Source organism: Rhizobium subbaraonis (genome assembly GCF_900220975.1).
Classification (GTDB): domain Bacteria; phylum Pseudomonadota; class Alphaproteobacteria; order Rhizobiales; family Rhizobiaceae; genus Mycoplana; species Mycoplana subbaraonis.
Window position 1 is genome coordinate 1 of the sequence record NZ_OBQD01000023.1, and the last position, 20,707, is coordinate 20,707.

Below are 20,707 nucleotides of genomic sequence, written 5' to 3' on the forward strand. Positions count from 1 at the left end.
GCCGACGGCGACGTTCTCCTTGACGCTGGTGCCCGACAGCGCCAGCGAGGTCGGTGCCTCGTTGACGTCCTGGACGCCGATGGTGAAGGTCTTGGAAGTCGTCTTGCCGCCGATGTCGGTCACGAGAACGGTGACCGAATGGCTTTTCGCCTTCTCGTAGTCGACCGATTTGGCCAGTTGCAGGCTGTTGCCCGAAAGCTTGAAGATGCCGCCCGGATTGGACGACAGGCTGTAGAAGACCTCGCCGCCTTCCGGATCCTTGGCCGAGAGCGTGCCGACCGTGGCGCCGGCCTTGATGTTCTCGGCAACCGAAGACTTGGACAAAGATGCCGCCGTCGGCGCCTCGTCCACATCCGTCACCTTGATGGTCAGCGCCTGGCTGATGCTGCTGCCGGCGCTGTCCTTTGCCACGACGGTGATCGCATGCGACTTGGCCGTTTCGTAGTCAACCGCCTTGGCGAGTTGCAGCTTGTTGTCGACGATCTTGAAAATCCCGCCCGGATTGGACGACAGGCTGTAGGTGATCTTGCCGCCTTCGGGATCGGTTGCCGAAAGCAGGCCGATTGTCGTGCCGACCTTGGCAGCCTCCGCGACCGTGCTCTTGCTGAGCGCGAGGCCGGACGGCGCCTCGTTCACGTTTTGCACGCCGATCGTGAACTGCTTCTCGAAGGTGTTGCCGCGATCGTCCGCCACCTTAATCTTGATGACGTAGCTCTTGGCCGTTTCGTAGTCGAGGCCCTTGGCGACCTGAAGCTTGTCGCCGACGATCCTGAAGGCGCCGCCGGCGTCGTTCACCAGCGTATAGGTGAAGCTATCGCTGTCCGTATCGGTGGCCGTCAGCTTTGCCACCTGCGTCCCCACCACCGCGGTTTCCTTCACTGATGACGAGGAGAGCCCGATATCGGTCGGGGCTTTGCCGGTGACGGTCTCCGTCCCCTCGCTCAGATCGATGATGCTGGTGCCGAACCGCGCGAACTCGACATTGTTCAGGAGCGTCGTCGCCCCGCTTGCCGTGTCTAGGATGGCAACGCTGCCGTTGGCGTTGTTGGTGATCGTGTAGCCGCTGCTCGCTCCGGCGAAAATGATCGTGTCGTCACCGAGACCGCCGTCGACGATATCGTTGCCGCCCCTGCCCTCGATCGTATCGTTGAAGCGGGTCCCGACATAGACGTCGTCGCCGGTCGAGCCGATGAAATGCTGGGCGTACTGGTCGAGCTGGTCGGCGAAGAGGTTTTGCCGGCTCTGATCGCCGTTCGGTCCGTACATGTGGCCAATGGCGAAGTTGTGGACCTCGCCGCTGGCCTCGATATCGGCTTCTTCGGTGCTGCTGGACGGGACCGCGTTGTAAAGGTCGAGGCCGGTGATGCGCAGCTGCGCATTGCCGCCGACGAAGTACCCATTGCTGTCGTAGCTGCCCGTCCCGCGCGTGCCGTATTCGATCGTGTTGATGGTGCCGGCAACCGTGTGGGTATCGAACCAGTATTCAAGATCGCCGTGGGCGAGCACATATTTGGAGGCGCTGGTGCTGCCGTAGCCCATCAGCATCTCGGCGCCGCTGAACTGGCCGCCATTGTCGAAGACCGGCATGCCGATGCCGCCGATCGCACCGGCATCAGCCAGGAATCCGCCGCGCAGGAATGCTTCCAGATCCATGCCGCTGGAGCCGGATGCATCGATCGTGATCGTTCCCCTGGGCTCGGAAGCCTGCGACGCGTTCGAGGAATTGCTGTTGGCTGTGGCGGAATCGGACATCTCTGGCTCTTCATCGAAAAGGGCTGGTGGCGGTTGCGATCGCCGCGCCCAGCCGCGACGACAATGCTCAAGGTTGCTCTGCCGAAGGATCAGGTTGCTGCCGACGCCGCCCGGCGAAGCAGCTATCGACAGTCGAAAAGCAATGTAACCCCCTGAAAAGCCAGCCTCATCCGCCCGCCCCAAAAGTAGGTAGAAGCCAAAGCTCCGCCATCCGACACGCAAAAGCGGTCGGCAAAGACCAAAAATCGTATGTATGCTTTCGATGGCAGCGTGTCAGAAAACGTCCGTGGCCGAACGTGCCTGCGCGACGCGCCTCTCCGGCCCCGAGTGTGAGCAATTCTCGAAATCGCGCACCATCCGAGCCGAAACAACCATTAGTTATCATGAATTTTGTAGTCAAGTATCAAATCAGGCGGAACGGCATTTGTTCATCGGGAGTTGAAGACCGACTCACGCGGCCCGGAAACGGCGGCAATTGAATTGTCGATGTGGCGAAAAAGCATCAGGGCCTTTCGCCGACGCGGCTTTCACCGCAAGAAACAAATTTAAATTACGCATTTGAATATAATAGCATTTCTTTGAAAGCGGCGGGGCGCTTCCTGCCAGCACACCATCACTTGCGCGGCAAAAGCTTGGCGGAAATGCGACCGCGGTATTGACGTTGCGCAATTGTGGTCCCTACCTGTAGCGAGGTCATCGAGCGCTGCCGATGAACCGAGGACAACCGCTCGTGGCGGTGCTGTGGCCCCGGATGGTCTATCCCGGGTGCAGCCGGGTCGCCACGCCGCTCGGGCGACAGCGACGATGATGCTGTATCCCGCCTGCCGGCTTTGTTGCCGGGGCCGGATCGATGATACGCCTGCGAAATTCTGAGACATCATTTTTATGACGGATGCGCTGCCGCGATCGCTGTCCCGCCCCGTCGCACCCCTATTCCGTGAAGTTCTTCGAGACGAGGCAAGCCCATGACGAAGCCTTTCGCATTCGCCACCGTCCTGATCGCACTGGCAGCCGTCCTCCCGGCCAGTGCTTTCGCCCAGAATGCGCCACCTTCCGTGACCGTCGCCAAGCCGATCGTGCGCGAGGTCATCGACAACGATGAATTCATCGGCCGTTTTCGCGCCGTCGACGAAGTCGCCGTCCGCTCCCGCGTCGGCGGCTACCTGCAGGAGGTACACTTCAAGGACGGCACGATCGTCAAGAAGGGCGATCTCCTCTTCGTAATCGACCAGCGACCGTTCCAGACTGCGCTCAACGAAGCCAATGCCGCACTCGAGGTCGCACGCTCGACGCTCACCTTCGCAGACGCCCAGTTCAAGCGTGCCGATGCCCTTGTAAAGAGTGGCAGCCAGGCCATCCAGACACTTGACGACCGCCGGCGCGAATTCGCTTCTGCCGAAGCCAATGTGCGCGGCGCCGAAGCCGCCGTCGAACGCGCCAAGCTCGACCTGGAATATACCAACATCACCGCTCCGATCTCCGGTCGCGTGGACCGGCGTCTGATTTCGCCGGGAAGCCTGGTGCAGACGGACCAGACGGTGCTGACGACGATCGTCAGCCTGGATCCGATCGACTTCTACTTCGATGTCGACGAGCGCCGCCTGCTCTCCTACGCCGACACGGCGCGCGCGGCGGGAACGCAGTTGCAGGAAGGCGGAAGCGAGTTGCCGGTGACCGTGACCATTGGCGACTTCCAGCAATCCGCCTTCGACGGCAAGCTGAACTTTGCCGAAAACCGCGTCGACGACCAGACCGGCACCATGCGCATCCGCGCACGCCTACCCAATCCCGACTACATCCTGCAGCCAGGCCTCTTCGGCCGCATCCAGATCGGCGGTTCCCTGCCCTACCGCGCGATCCTGGTGCCCGACGAGGCCATCGGATCGGACCAGAACGAGCGTGTCGTCTACGTGCTGGCCGAAGACGGCAGCGTCAGCACCAAGCCTGTCCGCACCGGGCCGCGCCTCTACGGCTATCGCGTCATCCGCGACGGCATGACCGGCGACGAGACGATCGTGGTCAACGGGCTGATGCGCATCCGGCCCGGCATCAAGGTCGCCGCCGAGAGCATCACCCTTCCGCCCGAACGCCAGGACGACGTTCCCGAAACGATCAGCGCGGAGCAACTCCAGTGAGATTTGCCCATTTCTTCGTGGACCGCCCGATCTTCGCTTCGGTCCTCTCCATCGTGCTGCTCATCATCGGCAGCATCGCTTACTTCCAACTGCCCGTGGCGCAATATCCGGAAATCGCGCCGCCGACGATCGTCGTCCGGACGTCCTATCCAGGCGCCGACGCCCAGACGATCGCCGACACCGTGGCTACGCCCATTGAGCAGGAAATCAACGGCGTCGAGAACATGCTCTACATGTCCTCCTACTCCACCGCCGACGGCTCTATGGCGCTGACGATCACCTTCAAGCTCGGCACCAATCTCGATCAGGCGCAGGTGCTGGTGCAGAACCGCGTCGCGATCGCCGAGCCCCGGCTCCCCGAAGAGGTCCGCCGCATCGGCATCACCACGGCGAAAAGCTCGCCGGACCTGATGATGGTGGTCCACCTGCTGTCGCCGAACGACCGCTACGACCAGCTCTACATATCCAACTACGCCAAGTCGCGCATCCGCGACCGGCTGGTGCGCCTCGACGGCGTCGGCGACGTCACCCTGTTCGGCGAACGCGAATATGCGCTTCGCATCTGGCTGGATCCCGAAAAGCTCGGCGCCTACGGCATGACCGCCAGCGACGTGGTCCAGGCGCTGCGTGACCAGAACGTGCAGGTCTCCGGCGGCGCGATCGGCGGACCGCCGACCTCGGGCACGAACGCCTTCCAGTACACGGTCACGACCGAGGGCCGGTTCTCCGATCCGCGGCAGTTCCGCTACGTCATCGTGAAGTCCACCGACGCAGGACGCCTGGTGCAATTGCAGGATGTCGCCCGCATCGAACTCGGTGCCAAGGATTACGTCTCCAACAGCTATCTCGACGGCAAGCCCGCCGTCGCGATCGGAATATTCTCACGTCCCGGCACCAATGCGCTGGAGGCGGCCGCCTCCATCCAGAAGGTCATGGACGAGGTATCGCCGGACTTCCCGCCGGGCCTCGAATACCGCATCGTCTACAACCCGACCGAGTTCATCTCGGAATCGATCAACGAGGTCTACAAGACGATCATCGAGGCGGCCATTCTCGTCGCCATCGTCGTGCTCGTCTTCCTGCAGTCCTGGCGTACGGCACTCATCCCGATCATCGCGATCCCCGTGTCTCTGATCGGCACCTTCGCCTTCCTGCTTGCCTTCGGCTTCTCGCTCAACATGCTGACGCTGTTCGGCCTGGTGCTTGCGATCGGCATCGTCGTCGATGACGCGATCGTCGTCGTGGAGAACGTGGAACGCAACCTCGCGCTCGGCATGACGCCGAAGGAGGCAGCACACGTGACGATGAACGAGGTCGGCGCCGCCGTCATCGCCATCTCGCTGGTGCTGATCGCCGTTTTTGTGCCGACTGCGTTCATCCCCGGCATTTCGGGACAGTTCTACCAGCAATTCGCCGTCACCATCGCGGTCGCAACCGCGATCTCGGCGCTGAACTCGCTGACATTGTCGCCCGCGCTGGCCGGTATACTGCTGCGGCCGCATTCCCAGGAAAAGCACAGCAGCAATCCGCTGACGCGCGTCGTCCGAAAGCTCTCTGACGGCTTCAACCATGGCTTCGACCGGCTCAGCGAAGGCTACGCCTGGATCGTCCGCCACCTCGTCAAGAGCTGGACCGCGATCGCAGCCAGCGTGCTCGTCTTTGCAGGCCTCCTCTATGCAACCTGGCACATGGGCCAGGTGGTGCCCCGCGGCTTCATCCCCACCATGGACCAGGGCTATGCGATCGTCGTCGTGCAACTGCCCGAAGGCGCCTCGCTGGCACGTACCGATGCCGTCGTGCAGCGCGCATCCGAGATCATCCAGAAGACGCCGGGCGTGCAGAACGCCGTCGCCTTCTCGGGCTTTTCCGGAGCGACCTTCACCAACGCCTCCAACGCGGGCGTCATCTTCGCAAGCTTTTCGAGCTTCGAGGAGCGGCTGAAGAATGGCGAGGATGCCAACCGGATCATCGGGGAGCTCTACGGCAGCCTGCAGAGCATCCAGGAGGCCTTCATCATCGCCGTCCCGCCGCCCTCGATCCGCGGCATCGGCAATTCCGGCGGCTTCAAGATGCAGCTTCTGGATCTCGAAAGCGCCGACATGCGCCGCGTGCTGGGTCTCGCCTACCAGATGATGGGAGCGGCGAACCAGACCGAGGGGCTAACCGGCGTCTTCACGACCTTCTCCGCCTCCAGCCCGCAATACTTCCTCAACATCGACCGCGACAAGGCACGCGCCCTGAACGTGCCGATCCCGAACATCTTCGAGACGCTGTCGATCAACCTCGGCACCTCCTACGTGAACGACTTCAACGCCTTCGGTCGCGTCTACCAGGTCAGGGCGCAGGCGGACCAGCAGTTCCGCCTGGACCAGGAAGACATCCTGGCGCTGAAGGTGCGCTCGGCAACGGGCGCGCTGGTGCCGCTCGGCACGCTGGTGGACATCCGCGACGCCAGCGGGCCGACGCTCGTCCAGCGCTACAACATGTACGTATCGGTTCCGCTGCAGGGCAATCCCGCCCCCGGTGTGTCGACCGGGACGGCGCTGGACAAGATGGAGGCGCTGGCCAAGGAGATGCTGCCAGCCGGCACCTCGTTCGAATGGACGGAGCTTGCATTCCAGGAACGGGCGACCGGCAACACGGCGGTCTACATCTTCGCCCTGTCCGTCATCTTCGTCTTCCTGGCACTTGCGGCGCAATATGAAAGCTGGGTGCTGCCGCTCGCGATCATCCTGATCGTGCCGCTTGCGGTGCTCGCAGCGCTGATCGGGGTACACCTGCGCGGGATGGACAACAACATCCTGACCCAGATCGGCCTGATCGTGCTGATCGGTCTGGCGGCGAAGAACGCGATCCTGATCGTCGAGTTCGCCCGCCAGGCCCAGCGCGAAGGAAAGACGGCGGTCGAGGCGGCGGTGGAAGCGACAAGGCTTCGCCTTCGCCCCATCCTGATGACCGCGTTCGCCTTCATCTTCGGGGTGGTCCCGCTGATGATCGCAACCGGCCCCGGCGCGGAAATGCGCCAGTCCCTCGGCACGGCCGTCTTCTCCGGCATGCTGGGCGTGACCTTCTTCGGCCTGTTCCTGACGCCGGTGTTCTTCGTCGCGCTGCGCTCGCTGGGCCGCCACAAGGCCGAGGCGGTGGCTGAACGACGCAAGGACGCGGCCCTGGAGGCGGCAGACCTTTGATACAGGCGCGGCGCCGGATCTTCCGGCGCCGCTCGCTTGCGGCCGCCTCGCCGGCGCGTGCCTTGGGCCGCAAACTCGCCGGCGCGTTCTCCGGCAATACCGCGCTCGCTGCGAACGAATGGCAGGAGTTCTAACCAGCACCAGGAAGTTAGCGGGCGGCGGCCCTTGGCTCCGCCGCCCGATCGATTGCGTCGGCAACGGACGAGCACGCCGCTTCGGGCCTACTATCCGGCCAGATTCAGGCAAACCTGCCAGCGCACGGCAACCGCAGGAACTAGCTGCGATGGGTGGCAGCGAATTCCTGCGCGGCGGTCTCCAGAAACTGCGCGCGTCCGATATCGCCTGCCCCGTCCTGGATATCGGCCGCGATTGCCGCCTTCAGTGCTGCGGCGTCCTGCGTCCTGATCGCTTCGAGCGCTTCGGCATGGCGATCGACCAGATAATGGTCGTGGAGATTTTCGGCCGCAAGCCGCATGAACGGACCAAGCCGCAGCCACAGGGATTCGATCAGCGGCAGCAGCACCGCGCTGGAGCGCGCCTCGTAGAGGCAGCGATGGAAGTCGAAATTGGCGGCGATCCCGCCTTCTATATCCCCCCGCCCATAGGCCTCGTCGACCAGGCGATCGAGGTGTTGCAGATGGGCGAGCCGGATAAAATCGATATGTGCCAGCGCCCGCTCGGCGGCGACCGTTTCGAGCGCGATGCGGGCAGACAGAATCTCATCGAACCTGTCGGGGTCGATCAGCGGAACGCGAACCCGCCGGTTATCCAGAAGCTCGATCGCGCCGTCTGCAACGAGGAACTGCAGCGCTTCCCGCACCGGCATGGCGCTGACATCGAGCATTTCGGCAAGTCCGTTGATGGTCAGCGGATGCCCGGGCCTGAAGCGGCCGGTCATGATGGCATGGCGCAGCGTGCGGTACACCCATTGCTTGATGGACTCCGTCGCCTGCCGCCCTTCGATCACCATCATGTGGATGCCCCTCTTGCAACGCAAGCCTGCAGACGATCTAGTGAAGTTCCAGAGCTGAAGGTGCGTTATCCCCTGACTATTTTTCACGCATGCACAATATTTGCCCTTTGCAGTTTTGATCAAATTATGATTTGTTGTGATCATATTCAAGAAAAGACTATCACAACATCGAAAAGAGCCGCAGAAGCGGCCGAATGCCACCACCGGACGACGGCGAGGAAACCGCAGTCCGGATGAGACAGGGGATCAGATGGACCAGTCCAGCGCGACTGCATCCCATGGCGGCGCCATAGGTATGCACGGCATCAAGAAATGGTTCGGCAACTTCCAGGCCGTCAATGATGTGAGCCTGGAAATCCGGTCTAACGAGTTCTTCACCCTCCTTGGCCCTTCCGGCTGCGGCAAGACCACGCTCCTTCGCATGATTGCGGGCTTCGAATTGCCCTCGGAAGGCAGCATCAGGCTGGATGGCGCCGAAATCGCGCACCTCATGCCCAACCAGCGCCCTGTCAACACGGTCTTCCAGAACTATGCGCTCTTCCCGCACCTGACGGTCGCCGAAAACATCGGCTTCGGGTTGAAGATGCTGGGAAAGCCGAAGGCGGAGATCGAGGCCGTCGTCGCGGAGATGCTGAAGCTCGTGCACCTCGAGGCACGCGGCAACAATCTCGTCACCCAGCTTTCCGGCGGCCAGCAGCAGCGCGTGGCGCTGGCCCGCGCACTGGCGCCGCGGCCGAAGGTGCTATTGCTCGATGAGCCGCTGTCGGCGCTCGACCTGAAGCTCAGGAAGTCGATGCAGATCGAGCTGAAGCGCCTGCAGGCCGAAACCGGCATTACCTTCGTCTTCGTCACCCATGACCAGGAAGAGGCCCTGACGATGTCGGACCGTATCGCGGTCATGTCGCAGGGGGAGGTCCGCCAGGTGGGCGCGCCCTGGGAAATCTACGACCGCCCGGCCGAGCGCTTCGTCGCCGACTTCATCGGCGAGACCAATTTCATCGACGTCGACGTCGTCTCCGTCGGGACCGACCGGGCACTCGTGCGCCTGCCCTCCGGTGCCGAGATCCCGGCGACGTTCCCGGCCGGAACGCAGCCGAGCGGAAAGGTCACGATCGTCATCCGCCCGGAACATGCCAGCGCCACGGCATCGGCCGCTACCGCGCCGCTGAGCGGCACCATCCACGACATCGTCTATCTCGGCACGGATACGCACCTGCACGTCCGCCTCGCCGATGGCAGCAGCTTCATGATCCGCCTGCAGAATGCCCGCAGCGGTCCTTGCGGATATTCCGTCGGCGAGGAGATCGGCATCGAAATCAGCGACGACGTCGCCCAGATCCTGAGGGACTGACATGAGCGTCGACGCCGCGGAGCTGAATGAAAAACTGCACAGGAAAGACATTCGCGATCGCTGGTTTCTGAGCGCTCCGGCCCTTATCCTCATCGGGGTCGCCAGCGTCGGACCGCTGCTGATCGTGCTGCTCTATTCGTTTCTGGCGCCCGGCAACTACGGCGACGTCAAGTGGGCGTTCTCGACGGACGGCTGGTTCAACGTCTTCTTCTCCCGCGACATCTTCGACGACACCGTCTCGCTGGCGGACGCCCATTTCACGATCTTCTGGCGATCGATCCGGCTGGCGCTGGCGACCACAGTGCTGTGCCTGATCTTCGGCTTCCCCACGGCCTACTTCATCGCCACGCGCCCGCCGCAAAACCGCTCGATCTGGCTGTTTCTGATCACCATTCCGTTCTGGACGAACATGCTGATCCGCGCCTTCGCTATCCAGGAAGTGATCCGCGGCGAAGGCCTGATCAACACGCTCCTGATCAAGCTCGGCATCATCCAGGCGCCGATCCAGATGCTGTTCACCGATTTCGCCATCCTGCTCGGCATGACCTATGTGCATCTGCCGCTGATGGTGCTGCCGCTCTATGCGAGCCTCGAGAAGCTCGATTTCCGGCTGATCGAGGCGGCCTACGATCTCTACGCTTCCCGCTTCAACGTGTTGATGAAGGTCATCGTGCCGCTGGTGAAGCCCGGCATCATCGCAGGCTCCATCCTGGTGTTCATCCCCGCGCTCTCGTCCTACGTCATTCCCCGTGTGCTTGGCGGCGGCAAGAACCTGATGATCGGCAACCTCATCGAACTGCAGTTCGGACAGGGACGAAACTGGCCGCTCGGCGCCGCGCTCTCGGTGACGCTGGTCGTGATCGTGCTGTTCGCCATGCTCTATTACGTCCGAAACGCCGGAAAGAGCGGAGGCAGCGCCCATGGCTAAGAACTTCTCCATCCGGCGGCAGCCGGGCTTCGCCACGCTCGCGATGTTCAGCTTCTTCGTCCTTTACCTGCCGATCGCGACACTGGTGGTCTACGCCTTCAACTCCGGCACCTCGATCGCCACCTGGGAAGGCTTCTCGCTGCGCTGGTTCCAGAGCGCATGGCAGAACCAGCAGGTCATCGAAGCGTCGATCCGCTCGCTGCAGATCGCTTCGATCGCCGCGGTGATCGCTACGGCCTGCGCCACGCTGGCGGCGCTCGCAACGACGCGGACGGCTCCCTACCGCGGCCTGACGTTCAAGTATTCCATGGTGAACATGCCGCTGCTGGTGCCGGAGATCGTCACCGCCGTCGCCCTTCTCATCCTGTTCTCCCGGATCAAGGTGTGGACCGGATATTCCGGCCTCGGCTACCTCATCCTCGCCCACTCCGCCTTCTGCGTTCCCTTCGCCTATCTCCCCATCCGCGCGCGGCTGGAAAGCATGGACCTGTCGCTGGAGCGTGCGGCGGCGGATCTCTACGCCAACGCCTTCCAGACCTTCCGCTATGTCACGCTGCCCCTGTTGTGGCCCGGCATCCTCGCCGGATTGATGCTCGCCTTCGTCATTTCCCTGGACGACGTGGTAATCACCGAATTCGTCAAGTCCGGCGGCCAGGACACGCTGCCGACCTACATGCTGGGCCAGTTGCGCCGTGTGGTCACGCCGGAAATGAACGCGATTTCGACCGTTTTCCTGATGCTGTCGCTCGCCATCGTCACGGTCTTCTTCTTCCTCAGCCGAAATCCGCAGAAAGACGACAGATAACAACGCACCACAGGAGAACAGCATGAAGTTGAAACTGGGAATTGCCGCCTTCGCCGCCGGCCTGATGGCTTCCACCGCCATCGCGCATGCCGCCGGCGAACTGAACATCTTCAACTGGGGCAACTACACCAGCCCCGAGATGATCAAGAAGTTCGAGCAGGCCTATGACGTGAAGGTGACGATTACCGACTACGATTCGAACGACACGGCATTGGCGAAGGTCCGCCAGGGCGGCCACGGCTTCGACATCGTCGTTCCCTCCGCAAGCGTCATGCCGATCTGGATCTCCGAAGGGCTGCTGCTGGAGTCGCGCCCCGACCAGATGGAGAACTTCAAGAACGTCGATCCGCAGTGGGTGGACGTCCCCTTCGATCAGGGCCGCAAATATTCCGTTCCGTGGCAGTGGGGCACGACGGGCGTAACCGTCAACAAGTCGGTCTACTCCGGCGACATCAACACCTCGACCATCTTCATGGACCCGCCGCCGGAGCTCGTCGGCAAGGTCAACGTGCTGCCTGAAATGTCCGACGTCATGCACATGGTCGTGACCTATGCCGGCGGCGAGCCCTGCACCGGCGACCTGACCGTGCTGAAGAAGGCACGCGACATGCTGATCGCCGCAAAGCCGAAGTGGCTTTCGATGGACTACGGTAACATCGAGAAATACGCCAAGGGCGACATTGCGGCCGGCACCAACTGGAACGGCGCATCCTTCCGCTCCCGCCTGCAGAACCCGGACGTCGTTTACGGCTACCCGAAGGAAGGCTACCCGATCTGGATGGACAACGCCGCCATCCTCGCCGACGCCAAGAACGTCGACAACGCCAAGCTTTTCCTGAATTTCGTCATGGATCCGGAAAACGCCGCGATGCTGTCCTCCTTCGCCCGCTATGCGAATGGCATCAAGGGCTCCGAAGCCTTCATGCCCGAAGACATGAAGACCGCACCCGAGATCGTCATCCCCGAGGAATTCAAGGCCGCCGGCAAGTTCAACCTCGCCTGCGCGCCGGAAGTCCAGGAACTCTACACGAAGATCTGGACCGAACTGCAGAAGTGAGAAACACTCCCGCACCCCCGGAATTCCTTCCGGGGGTGCGGCAATATCAATCTGTCGCAGCGCCCGTCGCCTCACGCGATGCAACGGTGCTGCCGTGAGGAGGAACGCCGGCGGCTCGGTCAGTCCGCAAGGGCCGGCGCATATTGAAAATGACCCCCACCTTCAAGGACGACAACGGCTTCGCCCGTCGTGACGTTACGCTCGCCAACTGGCGAACCGCCCCTTACAGCCGATGGGCGTTCCACAATCTCAGGAGCCTCGTTCCAACGGCAGAGATAAGCTGCGCGAGCACGGAGCGGGAGGTGGCGCTGGAAAGCGGCCACCTGCTTGCGACGAAGATCAAGACCGACGTCGAAGGCGTCGACACGATCAGGGGCATGCTGGAGCACGCCCACACCAACGGCTTCGTGGTCATGCGGGAAGGCCGCGTCGTCTGCGAATACTACGCGCCGCATTCGGACGTGAACGACCGCCACATCGTCTTTTCCGTTTCCAAATCTCTCACAGCCATCGTCTCCGGCATTCTAGAGGCCGAGGGCGTCATCGACCCGGACCATCCGGTGACCGACTACCTGCCGGAAGCCAAGGGCAGCGTCTACGGCGACTGCACCTATCGCGACGTGCTGGACATGCGCGTCAGCCTGGATTTCGAGGAGGCCTACCTTGATCCGAAGGGCGCCTTCGCCCGCTATCGCCGGGCCATGCTCTGGAATCCGCCCGAGCCCGGCGAACAGCCCGAAAACCTCGCCGACTTCCTGCTGACGCTGCAAAAGGCCGACCGGCCGCATGGCGGCCCCTTCTACTATGCCTCGCCCAACTCGGATCTGCTCGGCGTCATCATCGACCGGGTAACCGGCCGTCCCTTCCCCGAACTGATGTCGGAACTGCTCTGGCGGCCGATGGGCGCGAAGAACGACGCCTATGTCGCGGTGGACGCGATCGGCACCGCGCGCACCGCCGGCGGCATCTGCGTCACCGCACGCGACCTCGCCCGTGTCGGCGAGATGCTGCGCCAGGGCGGCAGGGTCGATGGCCGCCCTGTCGTTTCGGCGGCCTGGATCGACGACATGGCGGCAAACGGCGACCGCGACGCGTGGCAGGCCGGCCGCAACGTCGATCTGCCGAACGGACGCTATCGCAGCCAGTGGTACCAGTCCGGCGAGGCCGACGGCGCTTTCTGCGCGATCGGCATCCACGGCCAGTGGCTCTATGTCGACCCTTCGACAGCGACCGTGATCGTCAAGCTTTCCTCGCAGCCCGACCCGCTCGGCGACGAGACCAACCAGGACAGCTTCGGCTTCTTCCGAACCATATGCCAGTTGGCGTTCTGATAGACAGGACCAGGAAACCATGCAGAAAGAAGCAAGCTTCATCATTCGTAACGCCCGCATCCTCACCATGGACGAGGCCAACCCGCGCGCCGAAGCGATCGCGCTTTCCGGAAATCGCATCCTGGCGGTCGGTTCGGAGGCACAGATCGATGCCTTTTCCGGTCCCGACACGCATGTGATCGACGCGCGCGGCGCAACCGTGCTGCCCGGCTTCAACGAGGCGCACATGCACATCTTCGGCGGATCGGTGGAACTGACCGAACTGTCGCTCTATCGCGTCAAGGGCTTCGAGGCTCTGGAGAAGGCGGTGAAGGCCTACGCCGCCGCCAATCCCGACCGCCGCCTCCTGATCGCCCAGCATGCCGACTACACCATCCTGTCCGACGAGGAACGGCTGACCCGCCATCATCTCGACCGGATTCTGCCCGATCGGCCGCTGCTGATCGTCGCTCCCGACCATCACGTCGCCTGGGCCAACACGATCGCCCTGAAGCAGGCGGGCATCCTCGAAGGCCGCGATGTCGGCGTCGGAAACGAGATCGTCATGGGCGAGGACGGCCTTGCGAACGGCGAGCTTCGCGAAAGCAACGCCATCCGTCCGGTCTCCGCATTGGGCGAGACCGGCGGGCGTGAAATGCTGGGCGTCGGCACCGGCGGCGAACCGGAAAACGTGACGCCGGAGGAACGAGCCGGCGATATCGAGGTCCTGAAGCAGGGCCTTGCCTATTGCGCGTCGCTCGGCATCACCTCCATCCAGAACATGGACGGCAACCTCTACCAGCTCGAAATGCTGGACGAGATCGAGAAGACCTCCGGGCTTCCGGTGCGCGTGCGCATGCCCTACCACATGAAGAACTTCATGCCTCTCTCCGACCTGGAGCAGAAGGCGGCGAAGTGGCGCGAGCGCTTCACCGGCGACCGGCTGCGCTGCGACTTCGTCAAGATGTTCATGGATGGCGTTACGGAAGGCGAAACCGCCGTCTTCGTCGACGACTACAGTCACAAGCCCGGCTGGAAGGGCGATCCGCTGTTCAGCCAGGAGCATTTCGACAGCATCGCCGTCGAGGCCGACCGGCTCGGCCTGCCCGTCGCCGTCCACGCGATCGGCGACGGCGCCGTGCGCATGGTGCTGAACGGTTACGAGGCGGCGATCGCGGCGAACGGAAAGCGCGACAGCCGCAACCGCATCGAACATATCGAGGTCGTCCATCCCGACGATATCCCGCGTTTTGCCTCCCTTGGCACGGTGGCATCCATGCAGCCGACGCACCCGCCGGGCAGCGCCGGGCTGCCGCTCGAACCCTACCTGTCGTTCATCGGAGAGGAGCGCTGGCCCTACGCCTTTGCATGGAAGACGCTGGTCGACGCCGGCGCCGAGATCGTCTTCGCCACTGACTGGCCGGTCTCTCCGCTCGATCCGATGGGCTGCATCCGCGATGCGATGTCGCGCCAGCCATGGAAAGAGGGGCTTCCCGACCAGCGGCTGTCGCTGGAGCAAACGCTCGCCGCCTATACCAGGACCAGCGCCTGGCTCGAATTCATGGAAGATAGGAAAGGCGTGCTCAAGGCCGGATATCTCGCGGACGTGGTCGTTCTGTCGGGGGACGTGGAAGCGTCGGCAAGCGAGGATCTCGCCGCCATCCGTCCGGTCGCCACGATCTGCGACGGTCGCGTCACGTATCAGGCCTGAGGACGAGCGCGATGCGAAACGTTACCGTCGCAGCCACGCAGATGGCCTGCACCTGGGACACGGATGCAAACATCGCTCTGGCGGACAGTCTCGTCCGCCAGGCGGCTGAAAAAGGCGCAAACGTCGTACTCATACAGGAACTGTTCGAGACGCCCTATTTCTGCCAGGACCAGAATGCCGACTTCTTCGAACTGGCCAGTCCCTTCGGGGGCAACGCCCTCATCGGCCATTTCGCGCGTCTGGCGGCGGACCTCGGCGTCGTGCTGCCCGTCAGCTATTTCGAGAAGGCGGGTCGCGCTTATTTCAATTCGCTCGCAGTCATCGACGCCGACGGGCGCGTGCTCGGCAACTATCGCAAGAGCCATACCCCCGATGGCCCCGGCTATACGGAGAAGTTCTACTTCTCCCCCGGCGATACCGGCTTCAAGGTCTGGAACACGCGGTTCGGCGCCATCGGCTGCGGCATCTGCTGGGACCAGTGGTTTCCCGAAGCCGCCCGCAGCATGGCGCTGATGGGCGCCGAGATCCTGCTCTATCCCACGGCCATCGGCAGCGAGCCGCACGACCCCACGATCGACAGTGCCGGCCACTGGCAGCGGGCGATGCAGGGCCACGCCGCCGCCAACATGATACCGGTCGTCGCGTCGAACCGCATTGGCAGGGAGGACGGGCTCAACGGTACCTCCATCACCTTCTACGGCTCCTCCTTCATCGCCGACCAGACGGGAGCGAGGGTCGCCGAGGCCGGTCGCACTGGCGAGACCGTCATCACCGCCACCTTCGACCTCGATGCACTGGAGCGGCAACGCGCCGCATGGGGTCTGTATCGTGACAGAAGGCCGAACCTCTACACGCCGATCTCGTCCCTGGAAGGCAGGCACTGAGCCTGCGTTGTGGCCGTCAGTTGCTGTTGGGCGCAAGCATCATCTGCTCCGGCCTGAGCGTGACCTCGACCACGTCGTCCGGCAGGATCTCGGTGTCTTCGTCCGCCTCGATTCCGGTCAGCGCGCCGTCGACCTTTCGGTGGACCACCACGCTCAGGCCGGAGTTGTCGTCGCGTAGCTGCGCCTTGATGGCGCCGGTATAAAGCAGCTTCTCGCCCGAGGCGCGCAGCCGGCTGGAGAGCTTTTCCTTCTCGATCGTCGCCTCCCGCAGTCGTTCGTTCAACTGGGCACGGTGCTGCTCCTTCTGAAGCTCGATATTGCGGGTGAGTTCGGCGCGCGTGCGTTGCGCCATCACCAGCCGCGACTGGATGTCCACCTGCTGGCCTCGCAGCTCGGCGAGCGTCTGCCGTTCGTCGTCGACACGGCTGACCATCACCAGCCCCTTGGTGGCAGATCCCTCCATCCGGTCGACGGCAGCCTGCTGCAGGATAAGCGCCTGCGCATTGTGCTTGCGGCTTTCCGCAAGCGTCGAAAGTTCATCGTCGACGCGCCTGAGCGAGCTTTCGAGGAATGCCCTCTGGGTCACGAAAGCCGACCTGCGCATGGCAAAGTCCCGTCGTTCGAAATCCGCAAGCTCGTCGATGGACTTGCGGGAAAGCGGCGCAGAATAGGCTGGCGAGAGGTCGAACGTGTCCTGGTCGGCCAGTTCCGCGCTGAGGCTGATCGCGCGCGCCTCCTGGCGCACCAGGTCGATCCACAGCTCCTCGTTCTCGTTCTTCAGATCGGGTGCCGTCATCAGCGGATTTTCGGTGCGAAAGCGGAGGGCGTCGAACCCGCCGGCGAGCGCCACGGCATGGCGCACCGTCAGCCCCGGCCTGTAGGGCACGGCCCCTGGTCGCGACACGTCACCTGCGATGTAGAAGGGCCGGTACTCCAGAAGCTCGACGGTGACGTCGGCGGCCTCGATGCGGCCATCCTTCGTAAGCCTATCGCCCAACGACTGACGCAGGTCGCGAATGCTCAGCCCCTCCGCTTCGACCTCGCCCAGGAAGGGCACGGAGATGTCGCCATCGACGTTGACAGTGACCCGCCGTCCGAAATCGGCGACGCCGAAGACGCCGATCTGCAGGATATCCCCCGGCGCCAGCCGGTAGGGCGCCCGTTCGGTAGCTGTGGCACAAAGGGGTATCACGGCCAGCATCGTCGCCAGGCTGACGGCGCGAAAGGCAAACGGCTTCATGGCTTGGTCTCCAGTTCTGCTTCCGGAATTTCGGACACCGGCTGACGCACCCGGATCCAGTCGACGTGGAAGGTCGCCGGAAAGGCCGTCGTCGCATCCGGCGATCCCGGCCAGTTGCCCCCGACCGCGAGATTGACCAGCAGGAACATCGGCTTGTGAAGGTCCTGCGGCGTCGGCGTCTCGAACACCGCCTGCCCGTCGAGCGTCCAGACCAGCCTGTCCGCGGTCCAGATCAGGCCGTAGACGTGGAAATCCTCCGATAGGTCAACCGTCGGCACCGTAGCTCCCGTTCGCGCGGATTTGTCGCCGGCGGGGATGGCGATGCCGCTGTGCGCGGTGACATGCAGGGTGTGGGTGTCGTGTCCGAGCACCTCGAGCACATCCAGCTCGGGCGGCCACGTCCGGTCGGTGGGAAGCAGCCAGAAGGCAGGCCACAGGCCGCGCCCGCGCGGCACCTTCGCGCGGATTTCGACCGCGCCGTAAAGGAAACTCAGCCGGCGGTAGGGCGTCAGCAGGCCGGAGGCGTAGGCATAGCCGCCGCTCTGTGCCCGCAAGGCGTCAGGAACCTTGTTCGCGCGGATTTCCAGCACGCCGTCCACCACGCGGTAAGGCTCCAGCGCCTGGACCTCCGGACTATCGCCAGCCGGTCGCGGATCGACGTAATATTGCAGCTCGTTGTTGCCGGAATTGCTCCGCCCGCCGCCGGGATAGTACGGCAGCCAGATGCCGACATCACCGAGCTGCAGATCGAGCCGGTCGAAATCGTCCTCGAAGATGACCTTCCATCCGTCGGTCGATATGGGGACTGCCGCCGTCTGAGCCCTTGCCGGGGCCGGCGAGGCGACCGCGACGATCAACGCGAGCACGCCCAGCACGCTCGCCTGCACGCCTATGATCCGGCAAAGCACCGGCCAACCCAGCATGCCGAGCCGGAACATGATCAGCGCCATTGCGACCAGCAGACCGAAGGCCGCCGCAGCATTGCCCCACGCCTGCCCCTCGATCCCGGCGAGCCGATTGCCCGCGATCATTGCCAGCGCCAGCGACAGGAAGCCGACGGCTGCGAGCATGGCCGCGTCGGCCATCGGACGATGCGACCGCACGACGATCATCGGCACCATCCAGGTCATCACGCCGAGCGGAACGCAGGCGGCCGCAAATGCGATGGTCGAGGGCGTCGCCTCCGTAAACGCCGGGAAGGCGAAGCCGATGACCGGTCGGGCAAACAGAATCGCCGCAAGCGCAATGGCTGCAAGAAGTCCGGTCAAGGCCAGCAATTCCCTTTCCACGATCGCACCGGCCCCAGGTGTGACGGCGCCGGCAATGCCGGGTCCGGCTGTGCTGGCGTCAATGGTACTGGACCGCCCTTCCCCGATCTGCCCCATCTGCACGAGCAGCTTCGGATAGCGCACCTGCGCGATCGTCGACAGCAGGCCGAGGCCGATCATCGCCAGGCTGGCACCAAAGGAGAACAGGCCGAGATCGTGCGGCGATGACAGGGCGGACGCGATCCAGCGGTTTGCTCCGAGATAGAAGACCCAGACCGCGGTGAAGGCGAAGAGCGGCAACGACAGCCGCGCCATGGCCGCAAGCGACTTGAGACCAGGCAGCGACGACACGGGCCGAGCGAAGAGCAGTGCCAGGATAGCGTAGTAGACCGCCAGCACCGCGAAGGTTCCCGTCACGCCGCCATAGAGGAGGCCGGCAAGTCGCGGCGCCGTCATGCCGAGTTGCAGGATCAGCGCCAGCGCCGTGAATTCCCAGAGCCGCGAAGCGGCCCGGTAGACCGTCACAGGGCCGTTCGCGATCATGGCCATCACCCCGCCACCGACGGCAAGGACTGTATCGAGCGGCGAGAACGCGATCTCCGCTCCCGCCATCAGCAGCGCGACCGGCACCGTCACCGCCATCGCAAGAAGGCCGACGAGCCAGAGCGCGCCGAGAATGTCGCGCGCAGCCTTTGTCGCAGCAGGCCCGGCCTTGCCCACGATCTGCTTGTCGGCCAGTTGCGACAGGCCGAGATCGACCCGGCCGGCATAGGTGAAAAGCGTCGTCAGCAGCGCGAAGCGGCCGAACTCGACGGGCCCCAGCAGCCGCGGCGCCATCAGGGTCGTGCCGCAGCCGAGCACGGTCAGCACGAGCGCACCCAGCGCATAGGTGGAGGGTCGTCCGATCCAGGCCGCCCGTTGCAAACCACTCAGCCAGGTCATCACAGCCGACGCCCGGCCGGCCACGAACTGCGGCGGCCCGCCTGCGCGGCAGGTGTCCGGCAGCGCGCTCATGGGTTCACCGATACGATACGGGGACGAGCGGCCGGAACGGGTGCGGCTGCATATCGGTCGAAGGCCTCGGTCGAGCGGATGATGCCGCACATCAGCAGGTCGGCACTGGAACGATAGCGCCTGCTGTTCTCGTACATGAACGAAACGCTTTCGCATGTCTCGTGCAAGGCGGCGTAGCGGCGGTATTCGACGCCGGCGTCCCAATGTTCGCCGCGACTGACCTCGCTGCGCGCCTTTTCGTCGAAGGTGGAAAACAGCTTGAAATGCAGAAGCGCCCCGGTGACGGGCGCCACCGCCAGCGGTTCGGTCCGATGGTTCGTCGCCCACCGGCGCCCCGGCCTGCCGCGCATAAGCGGTACCTTGGTGATATCCGGCGGCAGCGATCCGAGGCTGGAACGCTGCATGCCGATCAATTTGCCCAGGCGATGCTGCCGAAGATTGCGCATCGCCCGGGCGACCGCCATCTCCCAGGTGCTCATCCGCCGGTAGCGCGGATAAAACACCCGAAGCCGCGGCCCGCCGACGGCTTCGACGTCGAGAAAGCGATTGGAAAACGGCAGGCTGGCCTTCCGCCTGACGACGTACTCCGCGTCGAAATAGGGACAGGTCTCAACGAACGGGGTCCCCCGGATATAGACGGCGTCGGCGACCGGGCCATCGGCGTACATGTCCACCATCGTGGCGAACATGCCCTCATGGCCGGATTTTTCCAGATACCGGCAGAACTGCCCGAGCCCGACCCTTTCGGCATGCGGATAGACCAGCAGTTCGTCCGCGTCGATGAACAGGCACCAGCCGCTCTCGCCATGACGCGCCACCATCGCGTTGATCCAGTTCATGCCGCAGCCGGCTTCTCCGAACGAATCCTTGGTGTGGTAGACGACGCAATCGCCCTGCGAGAGCAGGAATTCCGTGGAGCCGTCGTCCGAGCCGTTGTCGCAGACGAAGAAGCGCTCGACGCCGAGCCGGCGGTGATAGTCGAGGAGGTGCGGCAGCCGGTCGCCCTCGTTGCGCACGACGAGATAGGCGCCGATCACGCCGCCGCCGTCCTGTGATTGCCGTCCGTCGATACGCGCAAGCCTTGGCTCCAT

General features: G+C 63.8%; 14 protein-coding genes. 9 read left to right on the forward strand and 5 right to left on the reverse strand.

Features of this window, described 5'->3' with window-relative positions:
• Positions 1–1,752: cadherin domain-containing protein (locus tag CRO48_RS25935; protein WP_210202028.1), on the reverse strand; the 1,752-nt coding region annotated here is incomplete at its 3' end.
• 965 nt (positions 1,753–2,717) lie between these two features.
• Here CRO48_RS25935 and CRO48_RS25940 point away from each other — a divergent pair.
• Together CRO48_RS25940 and CRO48_RS25945 are read left to right on the forward strand one after the other, a co-directional pair.
• Positions 2,718–3,887 (forward strand): efflux RND transporter periplasmic adaptor subunit, encoded by a 1,170-nt coding sequence (locus CRO48_RS25940; RefSeq protein ID WP_097142672.1) that lies wholly within the window; start codon positions 2,718–2,720, stop codon positions 3,885–3,887.
• On the forward strand, positions 3,884–7,075 hold the full coding sequence (locus tag CRO48_RS25945; protein ID WP_097142673.1) for an efflux RND transporter permease subunit: 3,192 nt from the start codon (positions 3,884–3,886) through the stop codon (positions 7,073–7,075). The genes CRO48_RS25940 and CRO48_RS25945 overlap by 4 nt, the downstream gene beginning before the upstream one ends.
• A 274-nt stretch (positions 7,076–7,349) precedes the next feature.
• On the opposite strand, the gene CRO48_RS25950 is transcribed toward CRO48_RS25945, so the two are convergent.
• Positions 7,350–8,048 carry a GntR family transcriptional regulator gene (locus tag CRO48_RS25950; protein ID WP_245423672.1) on the reverse strand — a complete coding sequence of 233 codons (699 nt, stop codon included), beginning with the start codon at positions 8,046–8,048 and terminating at the stop codon, positions 7,350–7,352.
• Positions 8,049–8,298: 250 nt separating this feature from the next.
• Here CRO48_RS25950 and CRO48_RS25955 point away from each other — a divergent pair, with 250 nt between their 5' ends.
• From CRO48_RS25955 to aguB, 7 genes are all read left to right on the forward strand, one after another.
• The gene (locus tag CRO48_RS25955) at positions 8,299–9,399 is read left to right on the forward strand and encodes an ABC transporter ATP-binding protein (protein ID WP_097142674.1); all 1,101 of its coding nucleotides are present in this window, start codon (positions 8,299–8,301) and stop codon (positions 9,397–9,399) included.
• A 1-nt stretch (position 9,400) separates the two neighbouring features.
• Positions 9,401–10,327: an ABC transporter permease gene (locus CRO48_RS25960; RefSeq protein ID WP_097142675.1), complete on the forward strand. Its 927-nt coding sequence runs from the start codon at positions 9,401–9,403 to the stop codon at positions 10,325–10,327.
• Positions 10,320–11,132, forward strand: a complete 813-nt coding sequence (locus CRO48_RS25965; protein ID WP_097142676.1) for an ABC transporter permease — start codon at positions 10,320–10,322, stop codon at positions 11,130–11,132. The genes CRO48_RS25960 and CRO48_RS25965 overlap by 8 nt, the downstream gene beginning before the upstream one ends.
• 22 nt (positions 11,133–11,154) lie before the next feature.
• The gene (locus CRO48_RS25970) at positions 11,155–12,189 is read left to right on the forward strand and encodes an extracellular solute-binding protein (RefSeq protein ID WP_097142677.1); all 1,035 of its coding nucleotides are present in this window, start codon (positions 11,155–11,157) and stop codon (positions 12,187–12,189) included.
• Positions 12,190–12,338: 149 nt separating this feature from the next.
• On the forward strand, positions 12,339–13,520 hold the full coding sequence (locus CRO48_RS25975; RefSeq protein WP_097142678.1) for a serine hydrolase domain-containing protein: 1,182 nt from the start codon (positions 12,339–12,341) through the stop codon (positions 13,518–13,520).
• A 19-nt stretch (positions 13,521–13,539) separates the two neighbouring features.
• The gene (locus tag CRO48_RS25980) at positions 13,540–15,210 is read left to right on the forward strand and encodes an amidohydrolase (protein ID WP_097142679.1); all 1,671 of its coding nucleotides are present in this window, start codon (positions 13,540–13,542) and stop codon (positions 15,208–15,210) included.
• Between the two features lie 11 nt (positions 15,211–15,221).
• Positions 15,222–16,094: an N-carbamoylputrescine amidase gene (gene aguB, locus CRO48_RS25985; protein WP_097142680.1), complete on the forward strand. Its 873-nt coding sequence runs from the start codon at positions 15,222–15,224 to the stop codon at positions 16,092–16,094.
• A gap of 16 nt (positions 16,095–16,110) precedes the next feature.
• Here aguB and CRO48_RS25990 read toward each other — a convergent pair whose 3' ends face one another.
• From CRO48_RS25990 to CRO48_RS26000, 3 genes are read right to left on the reverse strand one after another with little or no spacing between them, the layout of a single operon-like run.
• Positions 16,111–17,334 (reverse strand): polysaccharide biosynthesis/export family protein, encoded by a 1,224-nt coding sequence (locus CRO48_RS25990; RefSeq protein WP_097142681.1) that lies wholly within the window; start codon positions 17,332–17,334, stop codon positions 16,111–16,113.
• Complete coding sequence (locus CRO48_RS25995) at positions 17,331–19,616, reverse strand: family 16 glycosylhydrolase (RefSeq protein ID WP_176526903.1); 2,286 nt, start codon at positions 19,614–19,616, stop codon at positions 17,331–17,333. Before CRO48_RS25995 ends, CRO48_RS25990 begins: the two co-directional genes overlap by 4 nt.
• Positions 19,613–20,707, reverse strand: coding sequence for a glycosyltransferase family 2 protein (locus CRO48_RS26000; protein ID WP_097142683.1), 1,095 nt, complete (start codon positions 20,705–20,707; stop codon positions 19,613–19,615). The genes CRO48_RS25995 and CRO48_RS26000 overlap by 4 nt, the downstream gene beginning before the upstream one ends.